The sequence below is a fragment of the Phytohabitans sp. LZ39 genome (genome assembly GCF_059359075.1).
The window spans coordinates 25157-41365 of record NZ_JCADBM010000005.1; the positions used below are offsets into that span (position 1 = coordinate 25157).

Below are 16209 nucleotides of genomic sequence, written 5' to 3' on the forward strand. Positions count from 1 at the left end.
CGTCACGGCGGTGAAGCCGCGCATTAGGGTGGTCCGGATGAGACCTGTGACTGTCGTCGTTTCGTTGCCCGTCGCGGATGTCGAGAAGTCGCTGCGCTTCTATCGCGACGGTCTACAACTAACAAACCCCGAGATTGACGAGGGGATGATCGCGTTCGAGCTGCCGAACCTGTCGCTGTTCCTGATCGAGCGGTCTGAGTACGCGACGTACACCGACCGCGCCGGTGTCCCGCCGGTCGACGCCGCCACGCCGGGGGCGTGTGTCTTCTCGTGCGCGATCGGCAGCAAAGAGGAAGTGGACGACATCCTCACGCGCGCCGGGGTAGCCGGGGGTTCGGTCCCTGGGCCGGCAGCGGACCATGACGGCTCGTACATGGGCTACTTCAGCGACCCCGACGGGCACGTCTGGGAGCTGGTCTTCAACGCCCGCACCGAGGCCGCCGCGCGCTAGGTCGGGCTGCTTGGGCTGGTGCCGTTCGCGCTCGGTGTCCGCGCTTTGGTCACCGCCTTCCGTGCCCGCGGTGACGGGCAGGACGCCTCGCCTGTGGTGGCGACCGGGCTGGTGTCGGTGGCCGGGTGACCATCGCCAACTGCGTTGACAACCTGCCCGGCTGAACCCGCCCGGTCAGGTCCGTCAATGTAACAGAATGGTAACAGCGACTTTCGTTGATGCGTGTGACCGGTCACACTACTTGCTGGCATCTCGCATCGGATGCCGTTGGGCGCCGGGCAGCCCACGCCATGATTCCGCACGCGCATGCGGCTGACGCTGCTCAAAACCCACGGAGGTAGCTCCCCCATGAGACCGATACGTCGAAAACTCCTCGCCACCGCCGCGCTGGCGGTACTGCTGGCGTCGGCACTGCCAGGCGGCGTGGCCAGTGCCGCACCGTCCCAGCTGACCGTCGACCTGGCGGCGAACACCGGCGCCTTGCGGTACGGCGCGACGGGATTCCTGTACGGCCTCGGTGACGAAGGCATCCCGAACGAGACGATGCTGTCCGCGATCAAGCCGCAGGTCGCCGCGCAGAAGGCGCCGGACGGCCTACAGCACCCGAACGGGGACGCCCTGCGGGTGGCGCCGATGTTCAAGCGGGCCGGCGGCCGCCAGATCGAGATCTACATGCAGGACATCTATCCGAACTGGCCGTACGACAACCTGGGTATCAACGACTACCTGTCCAAGGTGGACACGATCGCCCGCAAGGTGGTGGCCGACCCCAACCGCGGCTTCTTCGTGTACGTGCCGTTCAACGAACCCGACTGGATCTGGTACTCCGGCCAGCTCCAGGGCCGGTTCCTGACCGACTGGCGCACCGTGTACCAGCGGATCAAGTCCATCGACCCGAGCGCTCGCATCGCCGGGCCGGGCTTCGCCAGCTACCGTTCGGCGGACCTGCGCGCGTTCCTCACGTTCGCGCGGAACAACAACGTCCTGCCGGACGTGGCGACGTGGCACGAGTTGGGCAACGACTTCTTCGCCAACTGGAACAACCACTACAACGACTTCCGGGCGATCGAAAGCAGCCTGGGGATCAGCCCGCGGCCGATCACCATCGACGAGTACGCGCGGCAGAACGGTGACCTTGGCGTGCCCGGCAACCTGGTGCAGTACGTGGCCAAGTTCGAGGCCAGCAAGGTCGACGCGTGCCTGGCCTACTGGACCACCGCCGGCGGCCTCAACGACCTGGTCACCCGCAACAACCAGGCGACCGGCGGCTGGTGGCTGTACAAGTGGTACGGCGAGCTGACCGGCAACACAGTGGCCGTCACGCCGCCCTCGATCGGGGGCTCGCTGCAAGGGCTGGCCGCGGTGGACCCGGCCAAGCAGCAGGCCCGCGTCGTCTTCGGCGGCAACAACCCGCCATCCGGCAGCTACGACACGAACGTCGTGGTCCGCGGCCTGGGCTCGGCGCCGTTCCTCGGCGGCACCGTGCACGCGACCGTGTGGGGTGTGGACTCGTCCGGCCTGAACCCGTCGTCCGGACCGTTCGTCGTGGCCGAGGGCGACTACACCGCCAGCGGCGGCCAGGTGACGATCCCGCTGACCGGGCTGCGTGGCTCCGCCGCCTACCAGGTGATCCTCACTCCGAACAAGGACCTGTCCACTGTGGGCGGCGCGTCTCGGTACCAGGCCGAGTACGCGCGCCTGGACGGTGGTGCCCGCGTCACCTACGGCGGCAACACCGGCTACTCCGGCACCTACTTCGTCGAGGGCTACGGTGCCAGCACCAGTGCCAGCACCAAGTTCGTCGTCACGGTGCCCTCGGACGGCTACTACAACCTGGGCCTGCGGTACTCGGCCGGTCTGCTCTCCGGCGCCCCGGCCAACCGGTCGATCCGGTTGCGGCTCAACGGATCGGACCTGACCGACCTCACGCTGCCCGGCACCGCCGACTGGAACAGCTGGAACACGGTGACCACGAAGGTGTTCCTGCCCGCCGGCATCAGCCGCGTCGAGGCCAACGCGTACGCCGGAGACGACCGCGACGCCGTCAACCTCGACTACGTCGACGTCACCGCGACCACCGGCACGGTCACCTCGTACGAGGCCGAGGCGAGCGGCAACACGCTGTCCGGCACCGCCGCCCGGGGCAGCAACACCGGCGCCTCTGGTGGCCAGCACGTGGGGTTCGTCGGCGCGGGCGCCGGCAACACCTTGCGGTTCAACAACGTCACCGTGCCGACCGCGGGCCGGTACCGGATGGTGGTCGCGTACGCCAACGCCGAGGTCGTCGGCAACCACCAGTACAACAACAACATCGTCGACCGAGGCGCGGACATCAGTGTCAACGGCGGCGCTTCGCGGCGGGTCTACTTCCGCAACACGTTGAGCTGGACCACTTTCAGGACCACCGTCATCGACGTGGACCTGGCGGCCGGCGCCAACACCATCACATTCGGCAACGCCACGAGCGGCTACGCCCCGGACCTCGACCTGATCCGCGTCGCCGCCCCCATCGGCTGATGCGGGCCGGCAGCGCCAGCCAGATCACCGAGTTCGACAGATGGATGTTCCGCGACTTCTGGCGCCACCTCAAGAGCCGCTACGGCCGATAACCCAAACCGCTGGTCCCGGGCGTTTCCCCCCGCCCGGGACCAGCACCCGTCCCAACGCCGCTCAGGCGGCGGTGTGCGCGGGTCGCCCGTTCACCGGATGGAGAGGGCGTGGCGGAAGACGCCGCGCGGGTCCCAGCGGGCCTTCACCGCGCGGAGGCGGGCGTAGTTGTCTTTGTAGTAGAGGGTCTGCCACGTGACGCCGGAGGTGTTCCACGCGGGGTCGGCGAGGTCGGCGTCGGGATAGTTGATGAAGGAGCCGTCGTTTGTCGCGCCGGGTACCGGTACGCCGCCGGTGTCCGCGTACATGTCCCGGTAGAACTCGCGCAGCCAGCCCACGTGCAGGGCGTCGCCGGCCGCGTCGGGCCAGGCGGCCAGGTAGAAGAGCTTGAGGATCGAGTCGCGCTGGGCCGCCGCAGTGGCGTCGGGCGCTGTCGCGTTGACCTGCCCGCCGTACGAGTTGAGGCTGACCGTGCCGCTGAACAGCCCCGGGACGTCGCTGGTCAGGTGCTGGTACACGACGTCGACCTGCCGGTCGGTGAAGGCCCGGCGCAGGTACGCGGCCTTGCACTTCAGCCGCCACCGGCCCGGGTCCTCGCCAGGCCCGCGCAGCGCGGCGGCCAGCCACGGCATCCGCTCCTGGGAGCGCGCGGACGGCGGGGCGAACCCGTCGGCGAGCGCGCTGACATGCTCGTCCAGCAGCCGCTCGGCGTTTTCGCCGGCGACCTGACCGAGCATCATGTGCCGGCCGAACGGGCGCCGGAAGAGCAGCAGCTCGCTGTAGAGGCCGGCGTACGGCGATCCGGGCGCGCTGTGCCGCTCGAACCACCGGCCATGGTTGCGCACCAGCCGGGCGAACGCCTCCGGGCCGAGCCCGTCCCACGACCACTCCATCGAGAACGTCAGCACCGAGGCCGGCGGGCGGGGCAGCAGCCGCTCGGGGTCGCTGCCACGCGCGCCGGGAGAGCGGAACCAGTAGCGGGTGACCACGCCGAAGTTGCCGCCACCGCCGCCGGTGTGCGCCCACCACAGGTCGCGGTGCGGGTCGTCGGGCTCGCGGGTCGCGACCACGCTGCGCGCGGTGCCGTCCCGGCTCACGACGACGACCTCGACCGCGTACAGGTGGTCGACGACCAGGCCGAGGAGGCGGCACAGCGGACCGTACCCACCGCCCTGGACGTGCCCGCCGGCGCCGACCTCGGGGCAGTAGCCGCCCGGGATCGTCACGCCCCAGCCGAGGAAGAGCCGCCGGTACACCTCACCGAGCGTCGCGCCCGCCTCGACCGCGAACGCGCGCCGGTGCGGGTCGTAGTACACGCCGGTCATGCCGGACAGGTCGAGCACCACCCGGACCCGCGGGCTGTCGACGAAGTCCTCGAAGCAGTGGCCGCCGCTGCGTACGGCGATCCGCTTGCCGGCCCGTACCGCGTCTTGCACCGCGCGCACCACCTGCGCGGTCGAGCCGAGCACGTGTACCCGCTCGGGGTTGCCCAAAAAGCGGAGGTTGTAGCGGCGCCGGACCAGGTCGGGGTAGCGCGGGTCGCCGGGCGGGACGACCGCCGGGCCGAAGGGCGCCGGCTGTTCCGCCGGGGCGGCGCCGGCGGCTCCAGAGTGGACGGTGACTCCGGCCGCGGCCGCGATGGCCGTGGTGCGCAAGAGGTTTCGTCGCGTGGGCGTGGACATGGGTGCGTCTCCTCCGCGTGGACGTCGCTGTCCGAACGACGCTACGGACGCCCGCGCGGCATGGACATCCGGCAGCCTGGAGGGACCGGAGTGGGGCTGGCACTACCCCTCGCGGTAGTCGAGCTCGTGGCGGGCATGGGCGAGGGTCAGCTCGCCCTGTAGGACGAGGACCGCCCGCACCGGCTCGGTGACCTTTTTCGGCCGGCCAGCTCCGTAAACGCTGGCCGGCCGAAGACGCCCACCACCTGGCTATCGCCGGGCTGCCTCGAAGGGAGCGCGGTCGAACAGGAACCGGCTGTAGGTGATCTTGTTGTCTTTGACGGTGACACATTCGGCGCCTGGCGCGTTCGGCACCGGTACGGTCGTCGTGTCGTACATGACCAGTGCGGTCTGCTCGTCGCCGAACGCGGCGATCATCCTGGCGTCGAGGAGGATCCGCACGAACGGCGCCATGAACGCGCGGTACGCTTCGGCGCCCTCGATGCGGCCGGCCGGCGCGTCGCAGACGATGTCCTCGGCTATGTAGGACATGGCGCGGTCCAGATCCTTGGTCGTCCACGCTTCGTGGTAGGCGAGCGCGATCTGTAGGGCGGTGCTGTTCTCGGTCACGGTATCTCCTTCTCGTACGTCCTTCCGTTCGTTCAGACACCACCGAAGGCCTGGGCGGAACGCTCCCGCGGAAAGCATGGCAAGATCTTTTCGTGGGCCGGAACCTGCTGGAGCGCGCCCAGGCCGGTGACCAGGACGCGTTCCGTGACCTCACCGAGCCGCACCGGCGTGAGCTGCAACTGCACTGCTACCGCATCCTCGGCTCGCTGACCGACGCCGAGGACCTGCTACAGGAGACGCTGATCGCGGCGTGGCGCGGGCTGCCCCGTTTCGAGGGACGGGCCTCGCTGCGTGGCTGGCTCTACCGGATCGCGACCAACCGCTGCCTCAACGCGTTGCGCGACGCGGGCCGCCGGGTTCCGGCCGAGCCGGTGCCGCCGTTCACGCCGCCGGAGCCGAGCCGGCGCGGCGAGGTCACCTGGCTCCAGCCCTACCCGGACGACCTGCTGGAGCAGTTGCCGGAGCCGGCACCGGGCCCCGAGGCGCGGTACGAGACGCGCGAGGCGGTCGAGCTAGCGTTCGTCGTCGCCCTCCAGCGGATGCCGCCACGCCAGGCCGCGACCCTCGTCCTGCGCGACGTGCTCGGCTACCCGAGCACTGAGGTCGCCACCATGCTCGGTACCACCGAGACCGCCGTGAAAGGCGCGCTCCAACGGGCCCGCGCCGCGCTCGACGGGCGCCGCACCGCCGGTCAGCCGGCGCTGTCCGCGCCCGGGTCGAGCGACGAGCGGCAGCTGGTCCGCCGCTTCGCCGAGGCGTTTACCGCGGCGGACGTCGACCGGGTCGTCGCCCTCCTGACCGACGACGCGTGGTTGAGTATGCCGCCGGCGCCGCACGAGTATCACGGCATCCCCGCGATCGCCGACTTCCTCCGGACCAGCATGGCGTACCCCGGTAACCGGCGAACCGTTTTGGTGCCGGCCCGCGCCAACACCCAGCCGGCTTTCGGCGTCTACCACGCCGAGTCCGATCAGGTGCCGGCCGGCTCGGGAGGGCTGATCGTGCTCACTCTGACCGGTGGTCGGATTCGAGCCGTCACCCGCTTCCACACCAACCACCTGATGCCACGCTTTGGCTTGCCGGAAAAGGTGGGATAGCGGGCGAGCCCCGCCTTGGCCAGCTCTTGGCGTGCGATGCCGCGGTCGACCGTGCGGGTTCCTGCCACGGGCCGATGGCCAGCACGGGCCCCAAAACTATCGGCCGCTTCCTGAAACTACCGGTTGAAAATCTTGTGACTTTCTGCCAGCCTGAAAGACGTCTATCACTGTGAACGCTAACATGATCTTGTAGTTTGCCGGAGGCGCCTCACGCGACCAATCAGGCCCAGCCGCCCGCCAGGTGACCCACGTCCCCCACCTGGAGAGCCCAGCGCCCACCACCACCTCGGCGGTCGATCAAGCCTGTTTACCAGGCCCTATACCCGCTGGTCAGGCAGGCTAAAGCGACACGCCGACGGGCGGATGTGTGACACGAATCCCGGCCCGGTCTGGCCGCCAACTGAGCGGGCCCACCACCCGAACAGCGACAGCGATTTTCCTATCCCACGCTGGAGGATCCGCATGATTTCCCGAACACGTCCCACCAGACGCACCCGACTACGAGCGCTCTCCCTCTCCGGAACTGCTGCGATAGTTGCGGTCCTTGCCGTCTCGTTGCTGCCCAATCTCGCCCAGGCGGCCGAGACGACCCTCGGTGCGGCCGCGGCCCAGTCCGGCCGGTACTTCGGTGCCGCCGTCGCGGGTGGAAAGCTCGGCGACAGCGCGTACACCACGATCCTGAACCGCGAGTTCAACAGCGTCACCGCCGAAAACGAGATGAAGATCGACGCGACCGAGCCGCAGCAGAACAACTTCACCTTCGGCAACGCGGACCGGATCGTCAACCACGCGATCAGCCGGGGCTGGAAGGTGCGCGGGCACACGTTGGCCTGGCACTCGCAGCAGCCTGGCTGGATGCAGAACATGTCCGGCACCACGCTGCGCAACGCGATGCTCAACCACGTCACCCGGGTGGCCACCTACTACCGAGGCAAGATCGACTCCTGGGATGTGGTAAACGAGGCGTACGCCGACGGTGACAGCGGCGGGCGGCGTGACTCGAACCTTCAGCGCACGGGTAACGACTGGATCGAGGCCGCGTTCCGGGCCGCGGACGCGGCGGACCCGAACGCGAAGCTCTGCTACAACGACTACAACACCGACAACTGGACCTGGGCGAAGACCCAGGCGGTCTACAACATGGTGCGCGATTTCAAGCAGCGCGGCGTGCCGATCGACTGTGTCGGGTTCCAGTCGCACTTCAACGCCAACTCGCCGTACAACAGCAACTACCGCACCACGTTGTCCAGCTTCGCCGCCCTCGGGGTGGACGTGCAGATCACCGAACTGGACATCGAGGGCTCCGGCACCACGCAGGCCAACACGTACCGCAACGTGGTCAACGACTGCCTGGCGGTGGCCCGCTGCAACGGCATCACCGTGTGGGGCGTGCGGGACTGCGACTCGTGGCGCTCCGGCGGCACTCCGCTGCTGTTCGAGTGCAACGGCAACAAGAAGGCCGCCTACAACTCCACACTGGACGCGCTGAACAGCGTGGGCCCCACGCCCACCACGTCGGCGCCGACGCCGACCGTCTCACCCACCACACCACCGAGTTCTGCCTCCGAGATCGTCGGCACGCAGTCGGGCCGGTGCGTCGACGTAACCAACGCCTCACAGACCAACGGCACCCGGGTACAGCTCTACGACTGCAACAAGCAGTCCAACCAGTCCTGGACGTACACGTCCGGCAAGCAACTACGGGTGTACAGCAACATGTGTCTGGACGCGGCGGGTTCCGGCAACGGCGCGGCGGTCCAGATCTACACCTGCCACAGTCAGACCAACCAGCAGTGGAACATCAACGCCAACGGCACCATCAGCGGTGTCCAATCCGGACGGTGCCTCGATGTCTGGAGCACCGCCAACGGAGCACAGATCCAGCTGTACGACTGCCACGGACAAACCAACCAGCAATTCAGGCTCGTCTCCCTCGGCGGTCCCAGCCAACCGCCGCCCACGACGACACCGACGCCGACGCCGACCGGCGGTATGTGCTCTCTGCCGTCGTCGTACCGCTGGACCTCGACGGGTGCGCTGGCGCAGCCGAGGTCGGGCTGGGTCTCGCTCAAGGACTTCACCTACGCCCCGTACAACGGCCAGCATCTGGTCTACGCGACGACGCACGACACGGGAACGACCTGGGGCTCGATGAACTTCAGCCTCTTCTCGAACTGGAACCAGATGGGCTCGGCCACCCAGAACGCGATGTCTTCGGCGACCGTCGCGCCTTCACTGTTCTACTTCGCCCCCAGGAACATCTGGGTGCTGGCCTACCAGTGGGGTGGACCCGCGTTCTCGTACCGCACTTCGAGCAACCCCACCAACGCCAACGGTTGGTCGTCGCCGCAGACGCTGTTCACCGGAAGCATCTCCGACTCCAGCACCGGCCCCATCGACCAAGCCCTCATCGGTGACGACCAGAACATGTACCTCTTCTTCGCCGGCGACAACGGCCGCATCTACCGGGCCAGCATGCCCATCGGGAACTTCCCGGGCAGCTTCGGCTCGAACTACACGACGATCATGACCGACTCGACGAACAACCTGTTCGAAGGCGTGCAGGTCTACAAGCTTCAGGGCCAGAACCGGTACCTGATGCTCGTCGAGGCGATCGGCTCCCAGGGTCGCTACTTCCGCTCGTTCACGGCCACCAGCCTGGGCGGTACGTGGACGCCGCAAGCCACCAGTGAAAGCAACCCCTTCGCCGGCAAGGCCAACAGCGGCGCCACCTGGACCAACGACATCAGCCACGGCGAACTCATCCGCACCAACGCCGACCAGACCATGACTGTCGACCCGTGCAACCTTCAGCTGCTCTACCAGGGACGGTCCCCCAACTCCGGCGGCGACTACGGCCTCCTGCCCTACCGCCCCGGGCTGCTCACCCTCCAGCGCTAACGCCGTCCAAAAATCCCTGAACAGGGACGGACGGAAAACGGGCGGGCTCGGCACAACGCCGGGCCCGCCCGCGTCACGCGACCACCCTGGTGGCACCGTTGAACGACGCGGGTGTTAGCACCTGAGCATCCCCTGGAGTTGTGGAAGGCGGCGGAACAGGACGGGGAGGCCGCGCACGCCGTTGCGCACGGACTCGTGCGACAGCGCGAGGTCGGGGCCGGTGCTGGCCTCGACGCCGGCGAGGCAGCGGAGGATGTTCCATCTCGTGTGCCCCAGCCAGCCGCCGATCATGAACACGAACCAACTTGGACCCCACGGCGGCAGCGCTCCGCCCGCTGCGACGTAGCCGTCGAGGACCGAGCGGAAGATGGCGGGCTGGATGTCGTCGAAGCCAGGCCCCTTCGCGAGGCTCAGCGCGGTCGAGCCGAGCTCGCTGGACACGTCGAGCATCCCCGAGAGCTCCCAGTCGAGCACCACCGGCCGACCGTGTCGAGAGAGCAGGTTCCACGGTTGGATGTCCTTGTGGGTCAACACGACGGGGCCCGGTCGCTCGCAGGTGTCGACGAAGTGGGCGATCGCGAGGAACGTCTCGACCTGGGCGGTAAGTTCGTCGGCCCACGGCTGCCCGGTCGCCGTCGCCCGCTCGGCGAGCTCGGGCCAGTCCCGTGACGCCGGTTCCTCGGTCGAGACGCCGGTCCACGCGACGTCGAGCGCGTGGATGCGCGCGAGAATCTCGCCGATCTCGAACGCGTACGCCGCCGGCACCGGTTCTTCGGGCACCTTCTCACCCTCGACCCACCGGTGGACCAGCGTGTCGTGACTGGCCGAGATCGGCTCCGGCATCGGGATTCCAGCGGCGAAGGCCGCCCGCTCGAACCTGAACACGTCTTCGACGCCATAGGTCCACCGGCGATCGAGGAGGTTCAACTCCTTCACCGCGAACGACCCCTGCTCGGTGTCGAGCCGGTACATCCGGTTGGCGAACCCGCCGTGGACACGGATCATCGGACCGATCGGCGCGCCGAGATGTGAAAGCTCCACCCCACGCAATCTAGGACTGGCAGTTCGTCGACGCACCCGCTTTCCGGCGTTCCCGATCCCGGGCGGCCTCTGTGGCAAGAAGGCCGCCCGGTACGGCGACCGGTCAGTAGTGGGGCGCGCAGTACGGGTTGGACGCAAGACATGTCCAGCCGAACTCGAGGGTCAGACTGGCGCCCGCCTTGACTCCGGACCACTCCTGGAAGTCGGTGGGATCGCCCGAGTAGCCCAAGCCGAAGGCGGGGTTGGTCAAGGTTTGTTCGTCGCTGATGCTCCCGCCGGCTGAGCCGCTGATACCGATGGGGCCGGCGGAGGCTCCGACTTCGAGCGTCAGCCCGAAGCCCGCCGCACCGTCCAGGTTTTCCGCGTCCTGGATGAGCTTCACCGAGTTACCCAGCCCTACGCCGGCTCCCACGCCAGGACCGAACTTGACGGCGTTGAGAACGAGGTCTGGCTCGGCCGCGGATGTGCACTGCTCGAATCCTCCGGCGACGTAGAAGCCTTGCGCGGACACCGCCGAACAGGTCACCTTGAGCCAGGTGTGGTGCGTCATCTGCGGCGTCGGCTTGGGTCGGCGGCTCTCCCGGTAAGCCGCGCACTCGAAGCTGTTCGTGCCCGGAAGGTCTACCAGACCGCACTTGGGCGCGGGCGGCTGGTACTGCTTGTATCCCTGGTTGCGCAGACCCTTGCACCAGATACCCACCTCCGTCATGAGGAAGGCCGCGCTGCTTCCACAAACCGGTGCCTGGGTCCGGGTGGGGCCGCGGCCGACCTCGAACTCGCCGCGGCTGGCCCGAACGGGTGCGTAGTACTGCGGAGCCCAGCCGCCCGATGCCTGGCAGGAGCCGTAGCCGTCCGGGCAGCTTCGCGTGAAAGTCCGTGGTGTGGCCGGTGTTGCCGGCTTGTTCTTGCCGGCCGGGCCCTTGCCGTTGCGGCAGTCGCCGTCCGGGCACGAGTGGCTGAGCCCGGTCGGGTCGCTCAGGGTGACCGGGCTGTTGTTGGCGTACGAGTACGCCTGCATCTGCTGCGGATCGGCGAGGTTCATCAGCGGGTCGACGCTGATGAACCGGCCGATGCCGGGGTCGTACTCGCGGGCGCCGAGGTGGGTGAGTCCCGCGTCGGCGTCGAGTGTGCCGCCGACGAAGCCCTTCTCCGTGGGCCAGCTCACCGCCGTGCCACGCGCCACGCCGAACGGCGTCTGCCGGCGCTGCGTCACCGCTTGGCTGGCGCTGTCCACGGTCAGCTGGGCGGTGCCCTGGTGGTCGCCGACGAGCCACCGCACGCCGGCCGCGGTCCGGACCGCTACCGTGGCGGAGCCGTACCTGTAGTACCGGGTGGCGGTCTTCTTGCCGGTGGCCGCGTCCAGCCGGAGCTCCTGCCCCGCCAGGTACAGCGTCCGCCCGGTCGGGTCGCGGCGGATCAGCCGGTCGCCCTCCGCGTCGTATCCGAACTCGGTCGACTTGTCGCCGCCGGTGACCTTCGCCAGCTTGCCCTCGGCGTCCCAGGTCAGGTCCTGCCCCGGCCGCTTCACGGTGTTGCCGGTGGCGTCGTACGCGTACTCGTCGGTCTTCGTGCCGGCCGGGCCGGCCGTGGTGACCGCGGTGAGGTCGTGCGCGCCGGCGGCCGAGTACGCGTACCGCCGGACCGTGTCGCCGCCCGGCGCGTGCTGGGTCTCGGTGAGCCGGTTGCCCACGGCGTCGTAGGTGAACGACTGCCAGTACGACACCGGTCCGCCGAGGTCGCCGACCGCCGGATCGGCGGCGCAGCTCCCCGCGGGCGTCCACGCGTGGGTGAGGCGCCGCACGTGGTCGTACCGGAAGCACTGCCGGTCTGCCGGACCGTCCGGCGGAGTGTCGGCGATGGACAGTACGTTGCCGGCCGGGTCGTATCCGTAGTGCACGTCGGCCTGCACCGGCTTGGGCAGTTCGGCGTCCACAATGGTCCGGCTCAGGCGGCGGGTGCTGTCCTCGTAGTAGAGCGACAGCCACACCCGCTTTCCGGTGTCGCCGAGCTGGAGGCGCGCCAGCTCGCCGTATCGGGTGTACTGCGTGCCGGTCACGTACGAGGCGGTGCCGGCCTGGTCGAGCCCGCCGGACATGGTGCGCGGCGCGCCCAGGTCGTCGTACTCGAAGCTGACCGTCTCCTTGGGAAGGTCGCCGACCGCCGGCAGCGTGACGCCGTACGGGCTGCCGTCCGGGTTGTAGCTGTAGTAGGTGGTGTAGGAGCCGGCGAGTGTCTGCTCCGCCTCCGGGACCGCCACCGTCACCCCGGTGGGCTGGTAGAGCGGCGTGTAACCGGCGATCGTGCGGGTGTACGCCGCGCCGTCCAGGTACCGGACGGACGAGGCGAGCCGGCCCTTGCCCTTCGTCGCGGTGTCGTAACTCCACCCGGCCAGCACCGTGTCTCCCCGCTTCACGACGGTGCGGCGGCCGAGGGCGTCGTGCTCGTGGGTCAGCTTGACGTCTCGGGCGTCGGTCATCGCGACGAGCTGGCCCGCGGCGTCGTACTCCATCGTGGACACACCCTTGTCGGGGTCGTCCGCCCGGGTCTGGTTGCCGCGCACGTCGTACCCGTATCGCCAGGTGTTGCCGCCCGGGTCGGTGACCGTGGCGAGCTGGCCGGCCGGGGTGTAGGTGTACTTCGTCGCGTCGTACCCGCCCGACGGTGTGCCACCGTGGTACTGGCGCAGCTCGACCGTCTGCCCCCGGGCGTCGGTGATCGTGGTGGCGGCCGTGCCGCCGGCCGGCGGGGTGACGTGCACCCGGTCGCCGCCGTACGCGGTCGTCGTGCGCCACCGTTCGGCGCCGCCGCTCTGGTAGATCCGCGCGACCGCGCGGCCCGCGCCGTCGAACCGTGTCGTGGTCAGGCCCGGCACCTCGGTGTCGCTGGCCACCCAGAGGGCGTCGTCCGGCACGGCGTCGTTGAAGTACGGCTGAGTGGCCTTGTAGGCACGGCCCTGCGAGTCGTAGCGGGTGTCGGTCAGCAGCCGGCCGCCGCCGCTGGCCGGCCGTTGCGTCTGCCGCGGTCGCAGCAGGCCGTCGTAGATCTCCTTGCTGGTGACGTAGTTTCCGTTCGGCCCGAGCCTGCGGGTGGTGACCACCGACGGCGCGTCGTCGCGGATCAGGTACGCGAATTTCGCGCTGCCCTCGTAGTCGACCCCGTCGACGACGCGCGGCCGGGTGGGCAGCCATACCTCCACGGTCCGGCCGAGCGGGTCGTAGGCGGTCTCCGTCTTGCGCTTGTTGGCGTCGACGACGGTGGTCGGCTGCCCCCACGCGGGCGCGAGTGTCGTGGTCGTCGCGTGGCCCAAGGCGTTGGTGGTGACCGTCTGGGTGACCGGCCCGCCGGTCGCCGGGACGTACGCCGTCTTCGTCGCACGGCCGAGCGCGTCGCCCGCCTCGACGACCCGTCCGTGCACGTCGTACTTCGCCGTGGACGTCGTGACGTACTTCTTGTCGTCCGAAATGGACTCGGTCCGCGTCACGTTTCCAGCGACCGGTGCCACTTCGACGGCCTGGCCGTCGTAGGCGGAGCGGACGTCGGCGATGGTGTCCTTCGGGAACGAGGCCTCCGCGCCGCAGCCGACCGCGACCGTCTCGACACGGTACGGGAAGCTCAGCAGCCACCTGTCCGCGTTGCGCGCGTACCAGACGCGGGTGCACCTGTCGTCCGCCGGCGTCGCGGTGTCGCCGAGGTCGTTGGTGCGGGTCAGCAGGCCACGGTCGTCGTATGTGGACTCGGTGCGGGTGCCGCGCCAGCCACCGGCGGCCAGCGCGACGTACGACTGGCTCGCGCCGGTGCGGACCAGGTACGCCTTCAGCGCACCGCGGGTCGCCGTCGGCCCCTGCCAGGACGGCTCGTCGATCGTCTTGCTCACCACCCGATCGGTGTCCCCGTCGTACACGACCGATTCGAGCTGGACACCCCGCAGCCAGTCCTCGTCGGTGCGGGCCTCCCCCTCGCTCGGCTGGACGGTCACCGCCCGGGTGCCCGACGGCAGCTTGTCGCCGTGCATGCCGCGGTAGAACCGTTGCTCGGTCTTGCCGATCGGGCCGCTCGGGTCACCGGGCTTGCCGGTACGCACCACGACCCGCCCGAAACCGCGGAACTCGTTCCAGGTGCGCTTGTCGTCCTTGGTGAACTCGGACGTGTCGTGGTGCCAGGCCGCGCCGCCGAGGTACTCGTAGCTCGTCACCTGCTCGCTGAACGTGCTCAGCCGGTCGGACTGGGTCACGCTCTCCACCACGTACTTGTGGAAGTAGTCGGTGCGCTCCGCGTGGTCCTTCTTGGCCCAGATCGCCGGGAAGCAACGCAGCGTGTTCGACTCCGGCTTGGCCGGCATCGTGCCGCCGGCGACGCACTCCGGGCTGGCGTACTTGACTGACAGCACACCACCGGACTCCGACACCACACCCGTGATCCGGTACCGGTTGAGCGGTGCGTATCCGTCCACCTTGTACACCCGGTTGGCGAGCTTGGTGCCCTCGAAGCGTACGGCCGGCAGCGGCGCGGTGCCGCCCACGTGGCCGGTGTGGGTGATGCCGGCGAGCCAGAGGCCGGCCTTTTCCCCGTCGCCCGGGTCGGGAAACTTGTGGTCCAGCGTCCAGGAGTCCACGTCGGTGAAGGCGCCGCCCGAGCCCCGCACCTGTGCGGTGATCTTCGCCAGCCGCTTGGTGTTCCAGAACGTGGGCGAGTACTTGCCCGGGCAGGTGGCCGCCTCGCACCGGGCGTCGAGCGGCACGTCCGGCCAGTTGTCCTTCTTGCTCAGGACGCAGTCGCTGCCGGGCACGCAGCGGTCGGCCACCGTGAACTCGACCCGCCCGGTCGCCGGCTGGCCGTCCCGCACGCCGTACTCGACATGCCGCAGCGTGCCACCGCGCACATAGGACACCGCCGCGTCCTTGAGGTTCGCACCGTACGAGTTCGTCTCCCGCTCGTACCCGTAGAGGATCTGGTTGCCGTGCCGGTCCACCACCTTGTCGACGTTCCACCGCCAGCCCTGCACGCACCGCGAGGTGTCGAACGTGGCACCGTGGCACGGCTCGCGGTCGTCGTCGCCGTACACCGGCACCGTCCAGGTCGACTGCGCGTCCGCCCGCGATCCGAAGAAGTACTGCGTGCCGTCGGTCGTAGTGATCTTCCAGTACTCGCCGTCGTCGTCGCCGTTACCGGCGCCCGTCAGGCGCTCGATCCGCGAGCCGTCGTCGCCCTGCGCCCGCCATTTCCCGTCGCCGTCACAACAGATCAGCAGCCCGCCGCCGCCGGAGTAGGACGCCACCGCGTTGTCGCTGCGCCAACACAGGTCGCCCCGGCCGTTGCCGGCGTCGTCGGCGCACCCGCCGTAGACCCGCTCCACGAACCCCGGCGACAGGTCCCAGCCCTCACCGACCCAGGACGCCTGGTTGTTGGTGGCGCTGGTGCGCCCGTCCACGGCCGACGACGCGTACGACAACGCCAGGTCCGGCTCGAGCCCACCCGGCGCCGGTGGCACGCGCAACGGGTACGACCAGCTGAAGTCACCCGTCTGCGCGGACACCTGCCAGGTCGACGACGGCGCCAACGGCGTCGCCGTGGGATTTCCGGCGCCCTCCAGCGTGGACCCGCTGGCCAGCTGGTCGCCGTCCAACGCGTTGTCGCTGGCCTGGTCCGCCGGGCGGGAGGTCATGTCCTGCCGCTCGAGCGGAGTCGATCGAAGGTCCGGCAGCGGGACGGACGGTCCGGCGGCGGCCTCGGCGGCGGTCCGCTCCACCGCGAGGTCGGCCGTGACGATCAGGACGGCCGCCAGCACAGCGGACAGGACGCGACGCGTCGCCATACGTGCTCC

General features: G+C 69.3%; 8 protein-coding genes. 4 read left to right on the forward strand and 4 right to left on the reverse strand.

The features are described 5' to 3' along the window. Window positions 1-37 precede the first annotated feature (37 nt). Together AC5L36_RS11575 and AC5L36_RS11580 are read left to right on the forward strand one after the other, a co-directional pair. The gene (locus tag AC5L36_RS11575) at window positions 38-451 is read left to right on the forward strand and encodes a VOC family protein (protein WP_441215456.1); all 414 of its coding nucleotides are present in this window, start codon (window positions 38-40) and stop codon (window positions 449-451) included. Between the two features lie 348 nt (window positions 452-799). Next, window positions 800-2968, forward strand: coding sequence for a CBM35 domain-containing protein (locus tag AC5L36_RS11580; protein ID WP_441215457.1), 2169 nt, complete (start codon window positions 800-802; stop codon window positions 2966-2968). Window positions 2969-3150: 182 nt separating this feature from the next. On the opposite strand, the gene AC5L36_RS11585 is transcribed toward AC5L36_RS11580, so the two are convergent. Both AC5L36_RS11585 and AC5L36_RS11590 read right to left on the reverse strand, forming a co-directional pair. Beyond that, window positions 3151-4740 carry an FAD-binding oxidoreductase gene (locus AC5L36_RS11585; protein ID WP_441215458.1) on the reverse strand — a complete coding sequence of 530 codons (1590 nt, stop codon included), beginning with the start codon at window positions 4738-4740 and terminating at the stop codon, window positions 3151-3153. 249 nt (window positions 4741-4989) lie between these two features. Continuing rightward, a complete protein-coding gene (locus tag AC5L36_RS11590; protein WP_441215459.1) occupies window positions 4990-5349 on the reverse strand; it encodes a nuclear transport factor 2 family protein in 360 nt (119 codons plus the stop codon). A 92-nt stretch (window positions 5350-5441) separates the two neighbouring features. Between AC5L36_RS11590 and AC5L36_RS11595 the strand changes: the two genes are divergently transcribed. Both AC5L36_RS11595 and AC5L36_RS11600 read left to right on the forward strand, forming a co-directional pair. Next, the gene (locus AC5L36_RS11595) at window positions 5442-6446 is read left to right on the forward strand and encodes an RNA polymerase subunit sigma-70 (protein ID WP_441215460.1); all 1005 of its coding nucleotides are present in this window, start codon (window positions 5442-5444) and stop codon (window positions 6444-6446) included. Between the two features lie 462 nt (window positions 6447-6908). Continuing rightward, the gene (locus AC5L36_RS11600) at window positions 6909-9347 is read left to right on the forward strand and encodes a non-reducing end alpha-L-arabinofuranosidase family hydrolase (protein ID WP_441215461.1); all 2439 of its coding nucleotides are present in this window, start codon (window positions 6909-6911) and stop codon (window positions 9345-9347) included. A 114-nt stretch (window positions 9348-9461) separates the two neighbouring features. Here the strand turns inward: AC5L36_RS11600 and AC5L36_RS11605 are convergent, their stop codons facing one another. Together AC5L36_RS11605 and AC5L36_RS11610 are read right to left on the reverse strand one after the other, a co-directional pair. After that, on the reverse strand, window positions 9462-10388 hold the full coding sequence (locus tag AC5L36_RS11605) for a phosphotransferase family protein (protein ID WP_441215462.1): 927 nt from the start codon (window positions 10386-10388) through the stop codon (window positions 9462-9464). Between the two features lie 103 nt (window positions 10389-10491). Next, window positions 10492-16200, reverse strand: coding sequence for an RHS repeat-associated core domain-containing protein (locus AC5L36_RS11610; RefSeq protein WP_441215463.1), 5709 nt, complete (start codon window positions 16198-16200; stop codon window positions 10492-10494). Window positions 16201-16209 lie beyond the last annotated feature (9 nt).

Bases quoted from the DNA above. Each gene is read 5' to 3' on its own strand.
- AC5L36_RS11575 (WP_441215456.1), top strand. From the start codon at position 38: ATGAGACCTGTGACTGTCGTCGTTTCGTTGCCCGTCGCGGATGTCGAG.
- AC5L36_RS11580 (WP_441215457.1), top strand. From the start codon at position 800: ATGAGACCGATACGTCGAAAACTCCTCGCCACCGCCGCGCTGGCGGTA.
- AC5L36_RS11585 (WP_441215458.1), bottom strand. From the start codon at position 4,740: ATGTCCACGCCCACGCGACGAAACCTCTTGCGCACCACGGCCATCGCG.
- AC5L36_RS11600 (WP_441215461.1), top strand. From the start codon at position 6,909: ATGATTTCCCGAACACGTCCCACCAGACGCACCCGACTACGAGCGCTC.
- AC5L36_RS11610 (WP_441215463.1), bottom strand. From the start codon at position 16,200: ATGGCGACGCGTCGCGTCCTGTCCGCTGTGCTGGCGGCCGTCCTGATC.